Below are 22,610 nucleotides of genomic sequence, written 5' to 3' on the forward strand. Positions count from 1 at the left end.
AAACCTGGGAGCATGAACCAACCATCAATTGTTTGCATATGGGAGGTGGTTATCATCCGGAGGCTGTTACCTTGACCTCAAATCCAACAGATGATCGACTACGGCCAACCTGACAGGAGAGGCGTTAACCTAAGTGCTGTTGCACACCAACGAAAAACGCTGAACTTTATTTCTCACACTGCATGGCTACAGCGGCCGATTTCGTTCGGCTCAATTAGGAGTACGGCCCGACATGGCCGAAACAAAACCACCTCAGTCTCTAGATATAGAATTGGTCCGACGCGTGCAGTGCGGCGAACACACTTCATTCGATACCTTAGTACGCAAATACCAGCATCGGGTCATCGCCCTGATCGGACGCTACATCGCTGATTGGAGCGAATGTCAAGACGTAGCGCAAGAGACCTTTGTACGCGCCTATCGTGCGATCGGCAGTTTTCGCGGCGACGCTCAGTTTTCGACCTGGTTACATCGCATCGCTGTGAATACCGCCAAGAACCACCTCGCCGCGCGCAAGCGCTCCCCCCCTACCGATGACATCGAGATCGGAGAGGCCGAGCAGTTTAATCACACCACACACTTAAGCGACACCAATACACCGGAACGAGAACTCATGCGGCAGGAGTTGGAACAAATCGTGATGAAAGCGGTCCAAGCACTGCCCGAAGAATTTAAGACTGCTCTTACTCTGTGTGAGGTGGAAGGATTGAGCTACGAAGAGATCGCCCAACGGATGGATTGCCCAATTGGAACGGTACGTTCACGTATTTTCCGGGCGCGCGAGGCCATCGACGTCGAGTTACGGCCTTTTCTAGAGATCAATAACATGACCCGCAAACAATATCGTGTATGAACAAACATCTGTCCGAGACTGCTGACAAGTTCGAACTCCACACCCGACTGCAATTGTCCCAACTGATCGATGGTGAACTGCCGCTGGACGCAGCTCGCTTCCTACTACGTCGGTTGCAACACAACGAAGAATTAGCCAACTGCCAGGAGCGTTGGCAACTGTATGGTGATGTGCTGCGTGGCGTTGTAGTGGCTCCTGCTCCTGCGGACTTTACCCTACGCGTGCAGGCAGCGGTGGCAGCCGAACCGGCACCCGTCACTCACACCGGGCCGCACCGCCGTTGGCGCTGGGGCGGTGGGGTGGCGCTGGCCGCCTCACTTGCCGCAGTCATCTTACTGACAGTGCGCGGGTGGCTAGCAATGGCACCACCGTTAACAACAACCGAACTGGTATTTGCAACGACCGCACAACTGCTCAAGCCCCCTGCATCGACTAAGATTGCCGCAATCCCCAAGTCAAAATACGCAGACAGTGGTACAACACAATGGGGCAAAACGACACACAACCGGCAGGTTGCGCCCGAACATACGCTCGCCACCATTCCCACAACAGCAGCCCCACATCGTCTGAATCCATTCACGCATTACAACACAATACAAACCAAACCCTGGCCGCGTACTGTTCTCCCTGCTGAGGCACCGTTCAACGCGAATTTCCCTGGTACCGCTGTACCACGTGTGTTCTATCCATTCGAACAGCGACTCCCCGAATCGCAGCCTACGTCCCCACAGGAGTAAGGCCACCACCTCACGCACTGCTCATGATGCTCCGCTTTGTATTTCTACTCACCGGTGTAGTTGCCCCGGTTTGGATCCCTTTGTTTCGCAATTAGGAGATTAACCTGATGAATTCACGTATCCATACACGATGCTGCGGCCTACTTGCCATCACCTTGCCGTTAGTTGCATGCGGCGCACAACAAAGTCCTCCCCCCCCTCATTCTGCACCATCCACACCCATTGTCACCCGCAATACCACCCCAGCACCGCAGCTCGTGGCTGGGTTACCCGATTTCACTCAGCTGGTCGACCAGGTGGGACCTGGCGTCGTTAACATTGAGACAGTCATTACCCGTAAGAGAGTCGGGCGACGTGGCAGCATACCGCTTGACAACGATATACCCGAGTTTTTCCGGCGTTTCTTTGGCCCAGATTTCCAGTTCCCGGACCAACCTCGTGGTGGCCAGGACGACGATGGGGGTATCGCTGGTCGGGGAATGGGCTCTGGCTTCATTATTTCGCAAGACGGCTACGTACTCACCAACCACCACGTCATCAATGGGGCGAGCGACGTCACGGTCAAATTAGCTGATCGCCGCGAGTTCAAGGCAAAAGTCATTGGCAGCGACGAACAGTACGATGTCGCTTTGCTCAAAATCGACGCCAAAAATCTTCCTACCGTGCGCACCGGCGACTCAAGTGCGCTTAAACCCGGTCAGTGGGTTGTCGCAATTGGTTCACCCTTCGGGTTGGACCACTCGGTGACTGCAGGTATTGTCAGTGCACTAGGGCGCAGCACCAGCGATGATCAACGCTATGTACCATTTATCCAAACCGACGTGCCGATTAACCAGGGCAATTCTGGTGGTCCATTGCTAAATACCCGAGGTGAGGTGGTTGGTATCAACTCACAGATCTTCTCCGCCTCCGGCGGTTACATGGGTATCAGCTTTGCTATTCCGATCAATTTAGCGATCAATGCTGCCGAACAAATCCGCAAAACAGGCAAGGTACAACGCAGCATGCTCGGTGTGGAAATCGGTCCTATCGATGCACTCAAGGCCCAGGGCTTAGGCTTGCCAGACAGCCGTGGCGCACTGGTCAATAACATTCCACCTCACAGTCCGGCAGCCAAAGCAGGTATCGAAATCGGTGACGTGATTCGCTCAGTCAACGGCAAAGCAATCGGTAACTTCAGCGATCTGCCCCCAATGATCGGCATGATGCCACCAGGCACCAAAGTCACCCTGGGTATTATGCGTGACGGCAAACCGCGCGAGATCGTCGTCACTCTTTCGGCACTCAATCAAGATGCAACAACCAGCGAAGATGAAGACAACATAGGACCTTCCAAGCCAGAAGCATCTGCCAGTGTTGACCTGCTCGGCCTGCAGGTCGAAAACCTGAGCGCTGCTGAGCGTGAACGCTTAGCTGCATCACAGTATGGAAAGGGAGGAGTACGTATCACAGCGGTCACAGCGCCGTGGGCACGCAACGCCAACCCGCCATTGGTGGAAGGTTTAGTGATCCTACGGATCGGACGTACTCCGGTCACCAATGTGACTGATCTGAATCGTGTCCTAGCAAATTATAAGAAGGGAGATGTGATCATGCTGCTGGTGACCGGCGGCCGTGGCACCTTCTACAGTGCGCTGAGGGCGGGCGGGTAAGCAGTGACGGCGGGCACACACCGCGTCCGCCAATGAGTCTGACACGTCCCGTCATGCCGAGCCGGCAGCGGGCGTCCAGGCCAGACATCATCATTACTCAAGCGTTCCTGAGTACGGCCACTTTGAACCATGCCATAATCCCATGTTATCCCGACGATGGTTCCGGCGCCGCACATCTCCATGTCATCTGATCCGATGCGGAACATTCGCAACTTCTCTATCATTGCCCACGTCGACCACGGCAAATCTACCCTGGCCGACCGCCTCATTCAGTTGTGCGGTGGTCTGGAGGCGCGTGAGATGGAAGCTCAAGTACTTGACTCCAACCCGATCGAACGGGAACGTGGCATCACGATCAAGGCCCAGTCCGTGTCGCTGTTATACAAAGCGCAGGACGGACAGAACTACCATCTGAACTTAATTGACACACCCGGACACGTCGATTTCTCCTACGAAGTCAGCCGCTCGTTAGCAGCCTGCGAAGGCGCATTGCTGGTCGTGGATGCTTCTCAGGGTGTGGAAGCGCAGTCCGTCGCCAACTGTTACACCGCCGTGGAACAAGGGCTGGAAGTAGTGCCAATTCTGAACAAAATCGACTTACCCACCGCCGATACCGAGCGTGCCAAGGCAGAAATCGAAGCAGTGATTGGTATTGAAGCCAGCGAAGCAGTGGCAGTGAGTGCCAAGACCGGCCTTTACGTGGAACAGGTACTGGAAGCCATCGTCCACCGCATCCCAGCACCGCGCCCGCGTGATACTGACAAGTTGCAGGCGCTGATCATCGACTCCTGGTTCGACAACTACCTGGGTGTGGTTTCACTGGTACGCCTGATGCAGGGTGAGATCGTACCTGGTGCCAAACTGTTAGTGATGTCCACAGGACGCAGCTACCAGGTGGACGCTGTTGGTGTATTCACACCTAAGCGCAAGGTACTGACAAAGCTGACTGCCGGTGAAGTGGGTTGGGTCACCGCATCGATCAAGGATGTACACGGTGCACCGGTCGGCGACACACTGACGCTTGCCAGCGATCCGGCAGCCAAAGCGCTGCCAGGTTTCCAGGAAATGCAACCACGCGTGTTTGCCGGCTTGTTTCCAGTCAATGCCGAAGACTATCCGAACCTACGCGAGGCACTGGAAAAGCTGCGCCTGAACGATGCCGCACTACGCTTCGAACCTGAGAATTCAGAGGCAATGGGCTTTGGTTTCCGTTGCGGCTTTCTAGGCATGCTGCACATGGAAATCGTACAAGAGCGTCTGGAACGCGAGTACGATCTGCACCTCATCACCACTGCGCCAACCGTGATCTATGAAGTACTTAAGACCGACGGCAATGTGATGGCCATGGACAACCCAGCAAAGATGCCTGCGATCAATCAAATCGACGAGATCCGCGAGCCGATTATCCGTTCCAATATCCTGACTCCACCAGACTATGTGGGCGCAGTGATCACACTGTGCGAGGAAAAGCGTGGCAACCAAATCGGTATCACCTACTTAGGAAGTCAAGTCCAGGTTGCCTACGAGCTGCCAATGGCCGAGGTTGTGTTGGATTTTTTCGATAAACTTAAGTCGGTCAGTCGTGGCTATGCCTCATTGGATTACCACTTCGTACGCTTCCAAGAAGGACCATTTGTTCGGGTGGACACACTGATCAATGGTGACCGAGTCGACGCACTGAGCATCATTGTGCATCGTCATCAGGCGGAGCGTCGGGGTCGCGAATTGTGCGAGAAGATGAAAGACTTGATCCCGCGGCAGATGTTTGACGTGGCAATCCAGGCCGCTATAGGGTCGCAAATCATTTCACGCTCGACAGTCAAGGCGATGCGAAAAAACGTGCTGGCTAAATGCTACGGTGGGGATGTCAGTCGTAAGAAAAAACTGCTCGAGAAGCAGAAAGAAGGCAAGAAGCGGATGAAACAAATCGGTCGGGTGGAGATCCCGCAAGAAGCATTTTTGGCCGTACTGCAGATAGACAACAAGTAAGCTGGGCCTGGATCAAGGGACCAAGCGGCGACGACATTACCAACCAACGTCGTTTCCGCCCCCTTGCACCATTCCCTATTCCCATCGTGTTAAGGAATGCGAATGAAATGGTTTGAAATCATCTTAGTAGTACTGACTCTGGGGACAGGCATCATCTCATTGCTGGACAAGCTATTCCTGGCTAAGCGCCGGGCCGCACGCGCCGGCTTGCTTGACACCGAACCACCGATCATCGACTACTCTCGTTCATTTTTTCCAGTACTGGCGGCCGTGCTGATCCTGCGCAGCTTCATCGCAGAGCCTTACAAGATCCCCTCAAGCTCAATGATGCCCAACTTGCTGATTGGCGACTTCATTTTGGTCAATAAGTTCGCTTACGGCCTCCGCATGCCAATCACCAACACCAAAATCATTCCGATCGGCAAGCCAAGCCGCGGCGACGTGGCGGTATTCAAGCCACCACACAAGCCTGACGAGAATTGGATCAAACGTGTGATCGGTCTACCAGGGGATCGCATCGGCTTCCATGGCGACACGCTGTACATCAACGGAGAAGCCGTTAGATATACGTTAAAAGGGCAGTACACAGGCAAAAATGCTGGCGTACCGGATCCGACTCTGCTCGTCGAGGAGCTACCAAACCGGCCACACACCATATTGGAATCAATCGGTCGTGGCCGCGAGGAAGGCGAGGGTGACTGGGTGGTACCACCGGGGCAGTACTTTGTGATGGGCGACAATCGTGACAATAGTGAGGACAGCAGATTCTGGACAAAGACCCATTTTCTTCCAGAACGGAGCCTACGCGGCAAAGCCTTCCTGATCTGGCTCAACTGCGAAAACTGGTTCTGTAAAGGAAGCTTTGATCCATCGAGAATCGGCACCGTGATTCATTGAATGAAAGTTGCTCCCTACCAGGGGAATTCTAGTGAGGCACGTGCAGTATGACCTGACACTGAGATCTGTCTTGATTGTGACGACTGTCTTCTTTTTTGCATTGCATATCGCTATAAATGTGTTTTCGATTTACCAGGAATACAACTCCATCAAGAATGCCATGAAGAGCTTGGCAGTAGCGATGCAGATCCCGCCACACTGGAAGAATTGTTGCTAAAGCGACTCAGTGTCGACTCTTCGCAAAATGTAAAGAAAGAAAACATCAAGTTTGAAAGAATCAAAGATGGCTGGAAGATGAAGGTCAACTATGGAATCGTCCGCAAGCGCATTGGAAATCTCCACGTAATCGGCACATTCGATACCGAGCAGGACTTGACATCAAGTGCTATCAAGTAAGACAAGCGACTACGAACATCGGATCGGCCATGTGTTTACCGATCCGTCTCTGTTTCTGCAAGCACTGCGTCACTGCAGCGCTGGTACCCCACACAATGAACGCCTGGAGTTCCTCGGCGACAGCGTGATTAATTTTCTGATCGCCGAGGCACTTTTCCAGCGCTGGCCACGTGCCGACGAGGGAGCACTGACTCGAGCTCGTGCCGAACTGGTACGTGAGACATCTTTGGCCTCGATTGCGCGCACCATACAGTTGGGCGAACAGCTCACACTTGGACCCGGAGAACTCAAATCTGGTGGACACCGCCGCGACTCAATCCTCGCCGACGCGGTGGAGGCAGTGATTGCAGCGATTTATCTCGACGCCGGGTTAGAAACTTGCCGTACTGTGGTGTTACCGTGGTTCGAGGCAGCACTCACGGCATTGCCCGTCGGCAAACCCGAGAAGGACCCAAAGACTCGGCTCCAGGAATGGTTGCAGGCACGCCAGTGGTCGTTACCAGTATATGAATTGACTTTCGAGAGCGGTGACCCTCACGCCAAGCACTTCCGGGTGAGTTGTACTCTGTGTGAGTTGGAGCTGCGCACCGAGGGTGAAGGCAGCTCACGCCGCCTTGCTGAACAAGACGCTGCCGCTCACGCCATCTACCAACTGGATTCAAACAAGTGACCCAGGCTTCTCCGTATCGTTGCGGCAGCATCGCTGTGATCGGCCGCCCCAACGTCGGCAAGTCCACACTCACCAACGCACTGGTCGGAACCAAAATCAGCATCGTCTCCAACCGCCCACAAACGACTCGGCACCGTTTGCTTGGCATCGCCACCTTTCCTGAAGGCCAAATCATGCTGGTCGACACACCGGGTTTACACTGCGAGCAAAAGCGTGCGATGAACCGGTTCATGAACAGAACCGCACGCGGTTCACTTGAGGACGTGGATGCAGCACTCCTGGTGACCGAACCCACTGACTGGAACGAGGAAGACACACTGGCTTACAACGTACTCAATGACACTGGTATCCCTGTCGTACTCGTCATCAACAAAGTCGACCGTCTCAAAGACAAGAGCGCATTGTTACCGTTCCTCACGCGTGTCAACGAGAACTACACGTTCACCGCAATACATCCGGTTTCAGCACTCAAACGCAAGGGCTTGGAAGCCCTGGTACGCGACCTGCTCAAACTGTTGCCCGAGGGCGAGCCAATGTTCAGCGAAGACGAGATCACCGACCGGAGTCAGCGCTTCCTGGCCAGCGAACTAGTTCGCGAGCAAATAATGCGCCAGCTTGGTGAGGAATTGCCCTACGCAACTACCGTAGAAATCGAATACTTCACCGAAAATGCTGGGTTGTTACGCATTGGTGCACTGATCTGGGTTGAACGCGAAAGTCAGAAAGCGATCGTCATCGGCAAAGGGGGTGCCCGACTGAAAGACATCGGCGCTAAAGCACGGCAACAGATGGAACGCTTATTCGAAGCCAAAGTATTCCTCGAAACCTGGGTGCGTGTACGTAAAGGCTGGTCCGACGACGAAGCAACACTAAAAACATTTGGCTACGAATAACCTCACTTCATCCGATCGAATCGCAAATGCCTGCCAATCCCATGCAAGCCACATCACAAGTTACGGTTTGAATCCACCCAATGTGGCCCATCTTTGCGTTCCGTTTTGCTCCACCCGGATAACGCCTGCTTACGCGCGGCGCATACGCGATGGCAGTGCTTACAATGCCCAAACAGGGTCGCAAGACGCTCATAACCGCTTGGGTATCCCCTTTCTCTTATGCTCATCGAAAATGAAGTCGCCTTCGTTCTGCACGTGCGCCCCTGGCGCGAGACTAGTTTGCTAGTCGAAGTACTGACCCAGGCCTATGGGCGCCTGGGTCTGATCGCACGTGGTGTACAGGGACTGAAAAAACAGGCACTGCGTGCAGCGTTGCAACCGTTACAGTGGATCCGATTCAGTGCGATGCAACGTGGCGAGCTTGGCCAGTTGCGCCAAGCCGAAGCGCTAGACACCGCCCCACGCCTGAAAGGCGAAGCCATGTTGGCCAGTTTCTACATTAACGAATTGCTATTGCGCTTGGTGCCTCGTCACGCTCCAGTCAGCGAGTTGTATCTGGCCTATGCGCAGACACGGGAACGCCTGCGCACCCATGACTCCTTAGCGTGGTCACTGCGCCGTTTCGAACACGACGTACTCGAAACACTGGGCGTCGGTTTCAACCTGGAATGCGATGCAGACGGTACACCTTTGGATCCCGCCGCCCGCTATTGGCTCGACCCATTGGAAGGACCACGCCGTTTGCTTAGCGAACGCAGTAACGCTGACCGACGCGACACTGCCACCGGACACGTACTCCTGGCATTGAGCCGGAACCAGATACCGAACAACGATGATTTGGCTGGTCTACGCCGCAGCATGCGTACAGTGCTGTTGCACCACCTGGGTGGCCGTGGCCTGAAATCCTGGGAAATGATCGATACATTCGGACGCATCACGGTAAATCTCGAATCGCCAAAGCCCTGAACAGGGCTCCACACGTGTACTCACACAACCACGCTGCGCAGCCATTCTGGATTGTTGGATACATGTGATCGTCCAGTGGCTCAATCCAGATATGAAACAGCACTGACCTCAACTTACCGCACTGAGTGGAGGCTGCTGCGCTACCAAATCAGGCCAGCGGCTTAGCAAGGCGGCATGCAAGCCAGTCGCATCAATACCAGCTTCAGCCAGCAAATCCTCACGACCAGCATGCTGCTGGAACGCATCGGGAAGCCCCAGATGCAAGATCGGCAGGGTGATGCTTGCAGCGTTGAGCAGTTCAGCGACCCCCGAACCAGCCCCACCAGCAACCACGTTGTCTTCGATCGTGACAAACCCTTCGTGGGTACGCGCCAGATCCAACAACAGCGTTCGATCCAGCGGTTTGATGAAACGCATATTGACCACAGTCAAGCCAAGTGTGCGCCCTACCTGTTCAGCAGGGGCAACGCACGCACCAAAACCGAGTAGCGCGATCCGCGCACCAAGGTGACGCACCTGCGCCACACCAATCGGCAACATATCCAACTCAGCCAACGGCATCACTCCAGGACCCGTACCACGCGGATAACGCACCGCCGCTGGTCCCGAATAGTACAAGCCAGTGGTTAACATCTGTCGGCACTCTGCCTCATCGGCGGGAGCCATCAACACCATGTTTGGCACACAACGCAGGAAACTGAGATCCAAATGACCTGCATGCGTCGCACCATCCGGGCCAACCACACCACCGCGATCCACTGCAAACAGCACATCCAACTTCTGCAACGCAACATCGTGGACCAATTGATCGTAACCACGTTGCAGAAAAGTCGAGTAAATCGCCACCACAGGCTTGGCGCCCTGAGTGGCCATCCCAGCCGCCAGTGTTATCGCGTGCTGCTCGGCAATCGCCACATCAAAATAGCGCTGCGGATACTCCTGACTGAAACGCACCAACCCCGATCCCTCACGCATGGCTGGCGTAATGCCAAGCAAGCGCGGTTCAACGGCGGCCATATCACACAACCACTCACTAAACACGTCCGTATACGTTGGCTTCTTTGTTCCCGCCTTGCTCAACCCCTTTTGCGGATCGAACGGACCGACAGCGTGATAACCAATCTGATCTCCCTCAGCCAGTTCGTAGCCCTTACCTTTGGTGGTGATCACATGCAATAGTTGTGGGCCCTTCAATGTACGTAGCGTCTTCAACGCACCCAAGAGCGCCGGCAAATCATGACCATCGATTGGGCCGGTATAGTGAAACCCCATCTCTTCGAACAGGGTGGACGGCACAAACATACCCTTCCAATGCTCCTCCCAGCGACGTAAAAAGCGCGCGGTCGCATTGGTTTTCTTGTCCCCCAGAATCTTCTTACCACCTTCACGGATTGCATTGAATGTCTTGCTGCCAGTCGCACGACCAAGCATCTTGGTAAGCCCACCAACCGCTTCGGAAATCGACATGCGGTTGTCATTGAGGATCACCAACACATTCGGTTCGGGAGTCATGCCACCGGCGTGATTCAGCGCTTCATAAGCCATCCCCGCGGTCATCGCACCATCACCGATGATGGCCACTACCTTGCGGTCATCACCATTACGCTGTGCCACGATCGCCATCCCAAGCGCAGCCGAGATCGAAGTTGAGGAGTGACCGACACCAAAGGTGTCATAGACGCTTTCCTCGCGCTTTGGAAACGGTGCCAAACCACCTTTCTGCTTGACTGTGCTGATCTGGTCACGGCGACCGGTCAATATCTTGTGTGGATAGGTTTGGTGACCCACATCCCAGATAAGTTGATCAACAGGAGTGTGGTACAGATAATGCAAGGCAATCGTCAATTCAATGACACCCAGGCCAGCAGCAAAATGACCGCCGCTGCGCCCTACTGATTCGATCAGATAATCCCGCAACTCATCGGCAACCGCACGTAACTCCGTCTCCTCGAACGTGCGGAGATCATCTGGAGTCTGGATACGCGACAAACGTGAATAACGGGCGGAATCAATCATCGTCTTGGTATTCCAGCGGAAACAATATTGTCCTCCCCATATGGAACCCGAGCAAGCAATGCCGTCAAGCATGAGAATGGCATTGATTGCTTCTTATTGCCGGACAACAGCGCTTTGAAAATAACCGTATCCCTATCCGCCACTATCCATGTTGAAAACCTTCCCACTTTCGACAAACCACTCTCTATCGGATCGATTCCATCAACTGAACATCACACCCACTCTGCCTAGTTTGGGTTTCTTGGAAAACCTTTCGAGAGCAAGTCCAGAGAAATCAATAAGAGACCAGCATATGACCCTCATGGCTTGAATATCCAAGAAACATCCCGGCAACAGTGGATATCACTCGACATGACTGACGCACTTTCAAAAGATGACAGCGTCAACAACATTATCTTGAGTTCTTCAATACCTTCCGCAAACAACTCACACTCTGTATCAGGAAATCGTGCAACCAAGCTTAGATATTGGATAGTGGGATATCACTGTTGCGAACTCATATAACGTACCGTTGGCAACCCCTTCGATACGTTCCAAGCAAGCATTGTGCCAAGGTGTTCGCAGGCTCATGGGATCATAACGAGATGTCCCTAGCATTGGCCGTCAATATGCATGCCCAAACCGGACGTTTAGACATCCAGTGACGACACCACATCGACATCCCCATAGTGCGCCTGCGGCACGTTCGACAGATGTGACGACCACTGCACTGCAACCACCACATCATCAAATCACGATAGACAGTGCACCTTACCCACACTGAAAATGCTTCAACCGATACCACTTAACAGTACACACCACCTGGGTACAAATCGCATTCGTACATGATGAATACATAAAGTTGCAGTCCTCTCTTATCCACGTCTGGACAGTTCACACTGAAAGTCTCTATGGATATCCACCGGCCTATCACCCCCACAGTGATGTCTACCCCACTGGCCTTCACCGACTTCATGGAACGCCTCTTCGACACTGACAATCACCACAAGGACATAGATAGATACCAATACTCACAGCGTCCAATGCGGCATGATCAGCAACACAGCAACATTGAATGATCAACTCATTGATGAGCATCGAGACATGCAACACACACTCCGTTTGCTGCAACTGTGGTTCCTCAATACTTCGGATATAACCAACGACTCGCATTGATCGATGCTTGTTGCTGACTCAAGTAATCAGTACCGAGGTCACCATCAATCCATTGGGCTCAACAGACAGCACAAAGCATGGCTTGCATCACAATTTCTGCATCGACATGCTTCGATGATCGCAGCGTTGCTCATTGCTCCACTTCAAATACCAAAACGCCGCACCTCGGCAACCGAGGGCGCGAACGTTCCATAGCCTCCCCCCTTTCAACGCGAAGATGACCAATGATTGGACGCTTTGGAAGCACCCAGCCCAGTCTCGGCACGCACCTGCTGCGCCTTGAACGCCGCACGCTCTCGAGCGGCACGGCCACTACGATCCAGCACCGAGAACAACCAAATACCGACAAATCCTATGACCACAGAAAACAACGCCGGCGAGGTGTACGGGAATAACACCGAATCCACTGGATGACCCAACGTATCCACCCACACCGGGGGCGATAACACGGTCAACACCAACGAGGAGATCAAACCGAGAAAGCCACCGATCACGGCACCCCACGTCGTACAATTTTTCCACAACAGCGACAGAAGCAGCACTGGGAAATTAGCCGACGCCGCGATCGCAAATGCTGATGACACCATGAATGCAACGTTCTGTTTCTGAAACACGATCCCGAGCAACACGGCCACCACACCCAGTACCACGGTCGTCGCACGTGAGATCCGTAATTCGGTATCCGAAGACGGGTTACCACGCTTGATCACCATCGCGTACAGATCGTGGGACACCGCCGATGCACCAGACAGGGCCAAACCTGCCACCACCGCCAGAATCGTGGCAAACGCCACCGCAGAGACAAACCCCATGAACACATCACCCCCCACTACTTTGCCAACAAGCACCGCGGCCATATTGGCAGCACCCTGCCCACCGTGGATGGTGCCAGTAGCGATATCGGCATACTGTGGATTGGTTAACACGAGCACAATCGCGCCGAAACCAATGATAAACATCAAGGTGTAGCAGTAGCCGATCCAGGTGATCGCCCACAACACCGATTTACGTGCCTGTCTAGCATCAGGCACGGTGAAGAAGCGCATTAGAATATGCGGTAACCCGGCAGTACCAAACACCAATGCGATGCCAAATGAAATCGCCGAAATCGGATCTTTAACGAAGCCCCCCGGTGCCATGATCGACCGCCCCACTGCTTGGGCCTCTTCCACAGACTGACCACCCGCCATCGCAATGTGGGTCTTGACCTCTACACCCTTGGCAAACAACGCCTCAAAACTAAAATCGAACCCCCGCATAATCATCGCCGCCATGAAAGTCGCAGCGCTGAGCAGTAGCACCGCCTTAATGATCTGTACCCAGGTCGTCGCAGCCATACCACCAAACAACACGTACACCATCATGAGCCCGCCGACCAAGGCCACTGCAACCCAATAATCCAAGCCAAACAGTAACTTGATGAGCGCACCGGCTCCGACCATCTGAGCAATCAGGTAACACAACACCACTACCAGCGTACTAACGGAAGCAAACAGACGGACCGGCGTGGCTGCGAAACGGTAAGCCACGACATCAGCAAACGTATATTTGCCAAGATTACGCAGCCGTTCAGCAATCAAAAGAATCAGAATGGGCCAACCAACCAAGAAACCGATCGCATAGATCATCCCATCATAGCCATTGGTCATCACCGCCGAAGTGATGCCCAAAAACGAAGCAGCGGACACATAGTCGCCAGCAATCGCCAAACCATTCTGGAAGCCGGTGATCGTACCGCCGGCAGTGTAGAAGTCCGCAGAAGATCGAGTCTTCTGCGCCGCCCACTTAGTGATCCACAACGTGATCAAGACAAAGACAGCGAACATTGCGATTGCCACCCAGTTGACCGGCTGCTTATCGACCAAAGTCATACCGTCTGCAGCCAATGCCAACTTCACCGGCAACAATCCAATCAACAACAACACAAGACGCGTGCCCATGTTCATTTGCAGGCATCCTCAAGAATGTTGTTACTCAATTTGTCGTAGACCATGTTGGCAAAAAGGACATAAATCGCAGTGACCACGATGGCAAACAGCATCACCCCAATCGCAATCGGGACACCACGTGTGGTGACGCCGCTGCCGAGCGGCACGGCAAGAAACGCCTTATTAAAAGCGATGAGACCGATAAAACCGAAATACACGAGCAACATCAGTACGGTCAGCACCCAACTCAGCACCTTGCGTTGCCGCTTCAATGCGTAATATTTGGGATCAGCATCAATCTTGATGATTAAATCGTCATGCGAAACATTCATGCATAGTCTCCCAGATGATGATGCTAGTTCGCCCTAAGCCAAGGATGGCGCTGCATACCAGCCTTTTAAAACTATTCGGAGCCAGGTACCAGCATCAAAATGTGTATTCGCTGACATATTGCACACACGCCATGACACCGCTGGCCCTACTTTTTATTTCGTACTGCCAATGATCCGTTCGACATCACCACCGAGCTTGAGCAACAGGGATTAAAACAAGAATCAAAAAGCAACCATTACATGCATGGCAGTCGTACTGACATTGTTCACCTTCAATTCGCCAAGCACCGTAAAGATACCGACGCCGCTTTAGCCTTCATTCGAGACATTGCAACATATTGAATCCAGCAATCTGCCGTTTCCATTGTCACCGGGAATACAATCCATAAATGATCGCACTTGGCAAATTGACGACTGCTTCGACCTTGCCACCTCCCCAAGTCACACGATCCATACATCAAAGAATTGGTATACGCACTCCAGCAAGGTCACACATGAGGGGTGACTCACCAGAATACTTCCCGGCGGACATCAATCACGTCTAGATTGAGTGGCCATCGCCACACAACTCATTCAACACATGGCAAGGCGCAGTCGGACAATGACGCCCATTGATCCTCGATTGATCAACTCACCACATGCACGAACACACGTTAAGCACAGCATTGGAATCCACGGAAAAGTCCAAAGTGAGGCAACGATACGGCACACTGGACACCTGCAAGCCGGCATCAAAACGCCAGCCCGTTCCCATCGAACTAACAACCCAAAAGTGCCATGGCTGATCTGTATCCCGTTGACCCGATGTTGGCTAAAGATGCGCACGTAAACCGTGCTGACTACGAAGCGCTTTACCAGCAATCCCTCGAACAACCGGAAGCATTCTGGAGCAAGGTCGCACAACGGCTAGAGTGGTTTAAAGTGCCAACCCGGATCAAGGACGTCAGCTACCGGCTAGAAGACTTTCACATCCGCTGGTTCGAAGACGGTGAACTGAATGCCAGCGTCAACTGTTTGGACCGCCACCTCACCTTGCGTGGCGACAAAACGGCGCTGCTGTTTGAACCTGACGCCCCGGACACCTCGTCCTACCGCATGACCTACCGTGAACTGTACGAACGCGTCTGCCAACTCGGTAACACACTGCGTCACCTCGGCATCGAAAAGGGCGACCGCGTTACCATCTATTTACCAATGATTCCGGATGCAGTCGTCGCCATGCTAGCTTGCGCACGCATTGGTGCCATCCACTGCGTCGTCTTCGGCGGCTTTGCAGCAAACTCCATTGCCGACCGCGTGATCGACTGTGGTAGCAAACTGATCATTACCGCAGACGAAGGCCTGCGCGGCGGCAGAAAAATTCCATTGAAAGCCAATGTCGACGCCGCATTAAAGATCACCGGAACTCAGAGCGTTGAAACCGTACTCGTGGTGCGCCACACCGGCGGCACGGTCAACATGCACCCTCCACGCGACCGCTGGTTCCACAACGTGGTCGACATCCAACCGACTGAATGCGCACCCGAGCGCATGAACGCCGAAGACCCGCTTTTCATCCTCTATACCTCCGGTTCCACAGGCAAACCCAAGGGGGTGCTGCACACGACCGGCGGCTATCTGGTGTACACCAGCTACACTCATGAAGCCGTATTCAACCTGCACGAAGACGATGTCTACTGGTGCACTGCCGACATCGGCTGGATCACCGGTCACAGCTACATCGTTTACGGTCCCCTGGCCAATGGCACCACCGTGTTGCTGTTCGAAGGCGTGCTCCACTACCCAACCGTGTCGCGCGTCTGGGAAGTGATCGATAAACATCACGTCACCCTGTTTTACACCGCACCGACCGCAATCCGTGCATTGATGCGCGAAGGCGAGATGCCGGTAAAACAAACCTCACGCCAAAGCTTGCGCTTGCTTGGTAGCGTCGGTGAACCCATCAACCCCGAGGCGTGGCACTGGTACTACAACGTCGTCGGCAACGGACGCTGTCCCATCGTCGATACCTGGTGGCAAACCGAGACGGGAGGAATTCTCATCACCCCACTCGTGGGTGCAATCGACCTTAAACCCGGATCAGTCACCCTCCCCTTCTTCGGCGTACGCCCCGCCTTGGTCAATGCCAACGGCCACATCCTGGATGGCGCCGCAGCAGGCAACCTGGTGCTGCTCGATTCCTGGCCGGGTCAAATGCGTACTGTCTACGGTGACCACCAACGTTTTATCGACACTTATTTTCGCACCTACCCCAATACCTACTTCACCGGTGACGGCTGCCGCCGCGATGCCAACGGCTACTACTGGATCACCGGGCGTGTGGACGACGTCATCAACGTCTCCGGCCACCGCATCGGCACCGCCGAAGTCGAAAGCACCCTGGTCGCTCACCCGAAAGTGGCTGAGGCCGCGGTCGTCGGTTTCCCTCACGAGATCAAAGGCCAAGGCATCTACGCGTACGTGACCTTGATTGCCGGCGAGGCACCCAGCGAAGCGCTGCGCAAAGAATTGATCACCTGGGTACGCAAGGACATCGGGGCAATCGCCACACCTGATCACGTGCAATGGGCCCCAAGCCTCCCCAAGACTCGCTCAGGAAAGATCATGCGCCGTATTCTGCGCAAAATTGCCGAAAATGCACCGGACCAGCTCGGTGACACCTCGACACTTGCCGATCCGTCTGTAGTCGATTTACTAGTGAACGAACGACTGAAACACTGACAAATCCACGGGACGGGATCCACGATCATGCCCTTAATCCCTGACAGGCATTTTTCCTCGCTCTCCTTCCGTTTTGCAGCGTCCCAAGCCGTACCACACACTCATGTCAACGCATGCTCTCCCTGACCAAACAACACAACGATGCCAATGTGCGACTGATAGACGTCAACGCATTCGGCACCTCAAACCTCTGGACACTGATACGTAGACACGCTGCACTTACAGCAGTCGACAATAGTGCTCCCAGGAACGGCCTTTGACACACGATACGATCGACCACGACAGATACAGACGCCTCTCCAAAACAACGCATTGAGACACGATCGGCCACACCATCGCTATCAGCATGAAAAACAAAACGCGAGCTTCATAGAAAGGCACAGCACTTGGTACCCCCATCACGATCGCGAAGCACACAAGATCAACCAACACTTGTCCAAAGACTCCACATCCATTTTATTCACTACGAATAACAGGTGCGAAACGTATCGACACGCGGATCGTCTAAGAACTTCACGTATCAAAGACCACACCATGCCACGCAACCGAGGCGCCACCATCTGAACCCAGATGTGACTACTCACCGGCACACTGCATCGAACCATACAGCGACCGGAAAATAAGAAGTGAATGAACGTGGAAACGTCGCATTCCCGTCACACTCACACCGCAGCCACACAAGCACGCTCATGCCACATGACCGCGTACTTTACTGAAACTGCTGTCATGCTTTGACATCAAATGCATAGCCTCGGCTATAAAAGCCAGATCAACCTTCGCATTTCATCGAAAGCATTGATGGCCACGATTGCACTGTTACACTGCATCTCCCTTGGGGAGTAGCCTGCTTCCACACATGCGGAAGCGCTCGCGTCAACAGACTCGGCATACGTACCGTGGCGCAGCAACCATCCTGGTTTGGCGAGACCAACGGCTCGTGTACGTCATGCTGGTTGGGCACGAACACGAACCGTTGCGCAGCGCCCGACCCACAAGGAGTTTGCATGTCCCCTGTTGCGATCCTGTTGATCGGCATTGCGATGTCCACTGATGCATTCGCCGCTGCGATAGGCAGGGGTGCCGCGATGGGTAAACCACGCCTGCGTGATGCACTGTATGTTGGTGTGATTTTTGGCGTGATCGAGACCTTGACTCCAATCGCAGGTTGGCTACTCGGCCAAATTGCATCGCAATATGTCACCACCTTCGATCACTGGATCGCATTCGGCCTGCTCAGCGGTCTGGGTATCCACATGATCGTTACGGGTTTCAAATACGACGCCAACACCAGCAAGAACAACACTAATACGCACCCCCACAAAGGAAGATGGCTGATCCTGGCCGCCACTGCCTTGGCAACCAGCATTGATGCAGCAGCGGTTGGCATCAGCCTAGCGTTCCTGGATGTACAGATTGGCGTCGTCGCCGCAGTGGTCGGCCTATGCACCCTCACCATGGTAACCGTCGGGGTGATGCTCGGTCGTGCATTAGGCACATTAGTAGGCAAACGTGCCGAGATCGTTGGCGGTATGATCCTGATCATCGTAGGCAGCACAATCTTATACGAACATCTGAGCAGCACCGGATGAGGTTTGCATGCAACACAGCAGCAACAACTGAACTCACGCTCTCACAAACACTCACATAGCACAACGCAGAAAAGACGGGGTACCAACATCCTGACCCACTTGATCCCCGTGGTCACACCCGGTCTACTCCGCGGATGAAGACATAAACTTGATGACTGAAGCTTTGTTTTAGGAGGTCTCTTAATTTTAATACCGCTTGAAGCATGAAATCGCTGTTGAATGCAATCAAAGTCTCTTTGCTTGACTCATCACTGTTGTGCATTATTTTCTTATAGACCTCAATTAACTTCTTACCACTATTAGTTTTGGTGAAGTTAAAGAACCTTTTTCTAACTCCATTGACGATATATTGAGGGTATGTTGTAGTTTTCATAATTACACAACTTCTTCTGTTGATTCCTTCACCGTAGCTTGTCACGTGGCAAGTTCAATACCTACAGTAATCACCATCTTGAAGAATTTTATAACCCGATTACATAAACATATTGAACAATTGGGTAACAAGTCATCCCTACTCATTCCATAGAAAGCATTCGCATATTCAGCAGCCTGGTAAGCACCAAGCAATGCAAATACTTTCTCAATAGCATCACAGATGTGTTCTCAAAAACTTGGCGCATAGCTGCTTGCCCAACATGTGATTTATAAAATCTAGCTACAGAAAAATTTCCATAAGGAACCAGTCTTACCAAGATGTTGATAGTTTTTTGTACTTTTTCTACTTTTATAAAAAATGTTGAGTTATTTCATGATTGAACACTCCTAATAATAAGTGATAGGCAGTTGTCGGGGAGTCACTTTTAAATTTATTTCTGCGTCTCTGTATTGTGGAATGGATTTACCCCGATGAAGAAAATCGTACAGACAGCAAAGCACAATGTGATTACCCAACGTCAAAGGCAAGTTCGTAAAAAAAGCACCCACAGGTGCTTTGTATTTTTTGAAGAAAATTTTCGCAGTTTCAATTTGTTATTTCATAAAAGTACTATTATTTTATTTCTAATCTTTTTCCTTCTTAGTCGCTCTACATGTAGAATCGGAAATAGTTAATCATTCCTAGATCGTGCATGCATCGTATTAACACAAATTTAAACTTAGTCACACCTATTAAGACTCTGAGTGTAGCTATGTTTAAAAACCCCATTCTTGCCTACTTAACTACTACTTTCTATGCTTCGTAGTTCGCTATTTGTTGCTTAATGCTTTTTCCAATTATCAATCTGATATTAAACAAAATTGAACATTTTTACCTGCGCCTGTTTTGAAATCATTCACATTAGCAACTTCCAGAATCGAAGGGCTTAACCGACGCATAAAAAATCAACTTACAAAAAATAAAAAAGCTGTCGCAATGACAGCTTTCTTATTAAATCAATCCATTTTCATTCAAGCAAATTTTTTCACTAAGGACCCATAAATCTGAAGCTAGTTTGGTGTCAAGTGCTTGTTGGGATGGTTTGATTGGACGACGTTTAGAAACATATTCACCTTGCAAAGCTAATGCTTCTTTAGAAGTGGCAAGCCAAATCAAAGAATCTGCACCTTTTTCTGGTGAAATTGCAAATGGCTTCGCAATAGCATAAACCAAGTTTATTAGACAACCTTGATCTGATCCAAATCCACCAAACTGAGTGTTAACCATTCCTGGTTCAAAACAATTGGCTACTGCCGTAGTTCCAGCTAATTTTTTCTGAAGTTCCTTGGTGAAGAGAATATTTGCAAGTTTTGATGTAGCGTAAGCCTTAGGTCCAGAAACATCAATAGCAGTGGAGATTTTATTTAAATCAATTTTCCCTAATGCTTGCATTGAACTTGAGGTTGAGACAACTCGTGCATTCGGTGTTTCGCGAATTAAGTCAAGTAACTCATGAGTCATCTGAAAATATGCTAGATGATTCAGTGTGAATGTAATCTCATATCCGTCATGCCCTAATGTTGGTTTTTTAAAGGTTGCACCAGCATTATTTACAAGAACATCAAGACGATCATGCTTTGCTTTGAACGCTTGTGCCGCTCTTTTCACATCTTTAATCTTTGCTAAATCACAAATAATGTAATCAAGATTTTTGTTGCCGGTAGATGCTTCAAGTTCTTTGATGACCTTGTCGGTCTTTTCTTTACTGCGTCCAACTAAAGTTATTGATGCGCCACGTTTTGCAAACTCAGTCGTGGCTGCTTTACCAATACCATCGGTTGCACCTGTAATAAGAATAATTTTTCCTTCTAGATCTTTCATTTTTAATTTCCTTTCGTGTGTGATTGCTTGTTAGTAGTAGCCAAGGTGATGTAAAAAAACACCCTGATTGTATTCCAAAATGCAGAAAAACCATTTAGTTTAATTTTTTCAGTATCATCTTTATTCGATTCCAAAGTTGCCATCATTGTTCCAAATACTACCTTAGAACATTGCAGATTCGGAAGGATTTCAACGGCATCGCTCAGAAACTTAAATGTTGTATTCCACCCTCTAAAATCTCTTAAGAGACTAAACAAGTCTCTTGGAGATGAAATCAACCAAGGAGCAATGTCAGAACAACATACATGCCGTATTGAACCAACATCCCCAACACCTCTAACCACCAATAACACACATCAACAGCACCACTTTCGAACTATTTGATTATCGACGTCAGCACACCCAGCACATCAACAATGGCATCAACATACAATGCCTCCTGGACACTGAAGAGCATCTTTAAAAGGCATCCTATAGATCTTACAGATCTAAAACGAAAAGGCATATAAGAAATGAAGCGCCCCTAATAGCATATCCTGCTATACATCCTAGCAATCTCATTCCATCTTATTTTCATCCTTTTACCATCAACATGAATTTCAATACTTCCATTCATTTAATTATTTTTAATCACGCATCCTATACACTGTTCAGATATCCAAACAACGTATCCGGATAATTTTTCTACCGCAAATAAAATTAAGGTAATGGCTATCATCTTGGAAACTCGATTGGAAAATCGTTAAAATAAAGTTATTTCAACCTCATTAATAGTTAGAAGACACAAACCGATTATGCTGTAAGCAGGTATAGGTACATCATTCATTTCGAGATCATCTCTCCAGATGAATAATTAAAAGGAATATGGAAATTATTTGAAGCACCTATCTTCACAAATTCTAATTAAAGCAAGAATCATGAAAAAACAATCTTCACTTAAAAGAAAAATTCCGATCATAATATTTTTTATTACGGCTATAATCTCCTATTTCATTATAATATCAGGCAAAACAAAAGTTGGCATCGACTATAGAATGGATGATATTTCAGGATCGGCTCTGCAGACACTCGTATCTATGTCATGGACGAAAGGAAAAGATTTTTCAATCAAAAACCTAAGCGACTCTTTGAGTCAACACATATTATCCAATAACTGCACATCAGAAAGATGCTTAGAAACATTCGGATTTAATAAATGCATTCATGCAGAAGAAAAAATTAAGTGTAAATATAAAGCAAAGATATTCTTAGCCGACAGTGATTATTCACATAGGAAGGAGAAGGAAAATGAAATCATTATAAATATTGAGTCCAGCCTTTCTGGAAATGAAATCACTTCGTCAATACATCATTATAAAGATGCACGACTTTTCAATTAATTTATAGAAACCTCACACCGAATGAAAAATTGATTTTTTATAGGATAGCTTAATAAATCACATCGCCATACTTAACAAAAACGGAAATTCATTCTATAAAATAACCCGTCTGGTTATTTTTAAAATAAATCCATGATTTATGAAAATAAAATCTTCACATTAAAGAAAACCTGAATGGATTTCTTAAAAATTAATGAAAAA

Annotated in this window: 18 protein-coding genes; 13 read left to right on the plus strand and 5 right to left on the minus strand. The window is 50.7% G+C overall.

What is annotated here, in order from left to right; translation table 11 throughout:
* The first annotated feature begins 232 nt into the window (after positions 1-232).
* From rpoE to recO, 9 genes are all read left to right on the plus strand, one after another.
* Positions 233-853 carry an RNA polymerase sigma factor RpoE gene (rpoE, locus tag PLS229_RS07405; protein WP_038271167.1) on the plus strand — a complete coding sequence of 207 codons (621 nt, stop codon included), beginning with the start codon at positions 233-235 and terminating at the stop codon, positions 851-853.
* Positions 850-1,590 carry a sigma-E factor negative regulatory protein gene (locus PLS229_RS07410; RefSeq protein ID WP_038271166.1) on the plus strand — a complete coding sequence of 247 codons (741 nt, stop codon included), beginning with the start codon at positions 850-852 and terminating at the stop codon, positions 1,588-1,590. Before rpoE ends, PLS229_RS07410 begins: the two co-directional genes overlap by 4 nt.
* A 107-nt stretch (positions 1,591-1,697) precedes the next feature.
* On the plus strand, positions 1,698-3,242 hold the full coding sequence (locus PLS229_RS07415; protein WP_038271165.1) for a DegQ family serine endoprotease: 1,545 nt from the start codon (positions 1,698-1,700) through the stop codon (positions 3,240-3,242).
* Positions 3,243-3,422: 180 nt separating this feature from the next.
* Positions 3,423-5,231, plus strand: a complete 1,809-nt coding sequence (gene lepA / locus PLS229_RS07420; protein ID WP_114867221.1) for a translation elongation factor 4 — start codon at positions 3,423-3,425, stop codon at positions 5,229-5,231.
* A 102-nt stretch (positions 5,232-5,333) separates the two neighbouring features.
* Entirely contained in the window at positions 5,334-6,128 is a 795-nt protein-coding gene (lepB, locus tag PLS229_RS07425; protein ID WP_038271164.1) for a signal peptidase I, read from the plus strand.
* Positions 6,129-6,338: 210 nt separating this feature from the next.
* Entirely contained in the window at positions 6,339-6,524 is a 186-nt protein-coding gene (locus PLS229_RS12290) for a DUF4845 domain-containing protein (RefSeq protein ID WP_230428223.1), read from the plus strand.
* Positions 6,511-7,194 carry a ribonuclease III gene (gene rnc / locus PLS229_RS07435; protein WP_038271163.1) on the plus strand — a complete coding sequence of 228 codons (684 nt, stop codon included), beginning with the start codon at positions 6,511-6,513 and terminating at the stop codon, positions 7,192-7,194. Before PLS229_RS12290 ends, rnc begins: the two co-directional genes overlap by 14 nt.
* Complete coding sequence (gene era / locus PLS229_RS07440) at positions 7,191-8,087, plus strand: GTPase Era (protein WP_038271162.1); 897 nt, start codon at positions 7,191-7,193, stop codon at positions 8,085-8,087. The genes rnc and era overlap by 4 nt, the downstream gene beginning before the upstream one ends.
* A gap of 219 nt (positions 8,088-8,306) precedes the next feature.
* Positions 8,307-9,053, plus strand: a complete 747-nt coding sequence (gene recO / locus PLS229_RS07445) for a DNA repair protein RecO (RefSeq protein ID WP_051482307.1) — start codon at positions 8,307-8,309, stop codon at positions 9,051-9,053.
* 108 nt (positions 9,054-9,161) lie between these two features.
* Here the strand turns inward: recO and dxs are convergent, their stop codons facing one another.
* Positions 9,162-11,069 carry a 1-deoxy-D-xylulose-5-phosphate synthase gene (dxs, locus tag PLS229_RS07450; protein WP_038271161.1) on the minus strand — a complete coding sequence of 636 codons (1,908 nt, stop codon included), beginning with the start codon at positions 11,067-11,069 and terminating at the stop codon, positions 9,162-9,164.
* Between the two features lie 890 nt (positions 11,070-11,959).
* Here dxs and PLS229_RS07455 point away from each other — a divergent pair.
* The gene (locus PLS229_RS07455) at positions 11,960-12,127 is read left to right on the plus strand and encodes a hypothetical protein (RefSeq protein ID WP_160165167.1); all 168 of its coding nucleotides are present in this window, start codon (positions 11,960-11,962) and stop codon (positions 12,125-12,127) included.
* Between the two features lie 303 nt (positions 12,128-12,430).
* On the opposite strand, the gene PLS229_RS07460 is transcribed toward PLS229_RS07455, so the two are convergent.
* Both PLS229_RS07460 and PLS229_RS07465 read right to left on the minus strand, forming a co-directional pair.
* Entirely contained in the window at positions 12,431-14,170 is a 1,740-nt protein-coding gene (locus PLS229_RS07460) for a cation acetate symporter (RefSeq protein WP_038271160.1), read from the minus strand.
* Positions 14,167-14,484: a DUF485 domain-containing protein gene (locus PLS229_RS07465; RefSeq protein WP_038271159.1), complete on the minus strand. Its 318-nt coding sequence runs from the start codon at positions 14,482-14,484 to the stop codon at positions 14,167-14,169. The genes PLS229_RS07460 and PLS229_RS07465 overlap by 4 nt, the downstream gene beginning before the upstream one ends.
* Before the next feature lie 777 nt (positions 14,485-15,261).
* Here PLS229_RS07465 and acs point away from each other — a divergent pair.
* On the plus strand, positions 15,262-17,205 hold the full coding sequence (gene acs, locus PLS229_RS07470; protein WP_038271158.1) for an acetate--CoA ligase: 1,944 nt from the start codon (positions 15,262-15,264) through the stop codon (positions 17,203-17,205).
* 1,004 nt (positions 17,206-18,209) lie between these two features.
* Positions 18,210-18,794, plus strand: a complete 585-nt coding sequence (locus tag PLS229_RS07475) for a manganese efflux pump MntP (protein ID WP_038271157.1) — start codon at positions 18,210-18,212, stop codon at positions 18,792-18,794.
* 1,366 nt (positions 18,795-20,160) lie between these two features.
* Here PLS229_RS07475 and PLS229_RS07480 read toward each other — a convergent pair.
* Entirely contained in the window at positions 20,161-21,030 is an 870-nt protein-coding gene (locus PLS229_RS07480; protein WP_038271155.1) for an SDR family NAD(P)-dependent oxidoreductase, read from the minus strand.
* A 2-nt stretch (positions 21,031-21,032) separates the two neighbouring features.
* Complete coding sequence (locus tag PLS229_RS07485; RefSeq protein WP_152536610.1) at positions 21,033-21,383, minus strand: hypothetical protein; 351 nt, start codon at positions 21,381-21,383, stop codon at positions 21,033-21,035.
* 564 nt (positions 21,384-21,947) lie between these two features.
* Here PLS229_RS07485 and PLS229_RS07490 point away from each other — a divergent pair.
* Positions 21,948-22,409, plus strand: a complete 462-nt coding sequence (locus PLS229_RS07490; protein ID WP_201745846.1) for a hypothetical protein — start codon at positions 21,948-21,950, stop codon at positions 22,407-22,409.
* Positions 22,410-22,610: the final 201 nt, after the last annotated feature.

It is taken from the genome of Xylella taiwanensis (assembly GCF_013177435.1).
Classification (GTDB): Bacteria; Pseudomonadota; Gammaproteobacteria; order Xanthomonadales; family Xanthomonadaceae; genus Xylella; species Xylella taiwanensis.

What these genes read in the sequence shown, in the direction of transcription:
- PLS229_RS07460 (WP_038271160.1), bottom strand. Translation starts at nt 14,170, where the DNA reads ATGAACATGGGCACGCGTCTTGTGTTGTTGTTGATTGGATTGTTGCCG.
- dxs (WP_038271161.1), bottom strand. Translation starts at nt 11,069, where the DNA reads ATGATTGATTCCGCCCGTTATTCACGTTTGTCGCGTATCCAGACTCCA.
- PLS229_RS07465 (WP_038271159.1), bottom strand. Translation starts at nt 14,484, where the DNA reads ATGAATGTTTCGCATGACGATTTAATCATCAAGATTGATGCTGATCCC.
- PLS229_RS07455 (WP_160165167.1), top strand. Translation starts at nt 11,960, where the DNA reads ATGGATATCCACCGGCCTATCACCCCCACAGTGATGTCTACCCCACTG.
- recO (WP_051482307.1), top strand. Translation starts at nt 8,307, where the DNA reads ATGCTCATCGAAAATGAAGTCGCCTTCGTTCTGCACGTGCGCCCCTGG.
- lepA (WP_114867221.1), top strand. Translation starts at nt 3,423, where the DNA reads ATGTCATCTGATCCGATGCGGAACATTCGCAACTTCTCTATCATTGCC.
- acs (WP_038271158.1), top strand. Translation starts at nt 15,262, where the DNA reads ATGGCTGATCTGTATCCCGTTGACCCGATGTTGGCTAAAGATGCGCAC.
- PLS229_RS07480 (WP_038271155.1), bottom strand. Translation starts at nt 21,030, where the DNA reads ATGAAAGATCTAGAAGGAAAAATTATTCTTATTACAGGTGCAACCGAT.
- PLS229_RS07475 (WP_038271157.1), top strand. Translation starts at nt 18,210, where the DNA reads ATGTCCCCTGTTGCGATCCTGTTGATCGGCATTGCGATGTCCACTGAT.
- rpoE (WP_038271167.1), top strand. Translation starts at nt 233, where the DNA reads ATGGCCGAAACAAAACCACCTCAGTCTCTAGATATAGAATTGGTCCGA.
- lepB (WP_038271164.1), top strand. Translation starts at nt 5,334, where the DNA reads ATGAAATGGTTTGAAATCATCTTAGTAGTACTGACTCTGGGGACAGGC.
- PLS229_RS07490 (WP_201745846.1), top strand. Translation starts at nt 21,948, where the DNA reads ATGAAAAAACAATCTTCACTTAAAAGAAAAATTCCGATCATAATATTT.
- PLS229_RS07410 (WP_038271166.1), top strand. Translation starts at nt 850, where the DNA reads ATGAACAAACATCTGTCCGAGACTGCTGACAAGTTCGAACTCCACACC.
- PLS229_RS07415 (WP_038271165.1), top strand. Translation starts at nt 1,698, where the DNA reads ATGAATTCACGTATCCATACACGATGCTGCGGCCTACTTGCCATCACC.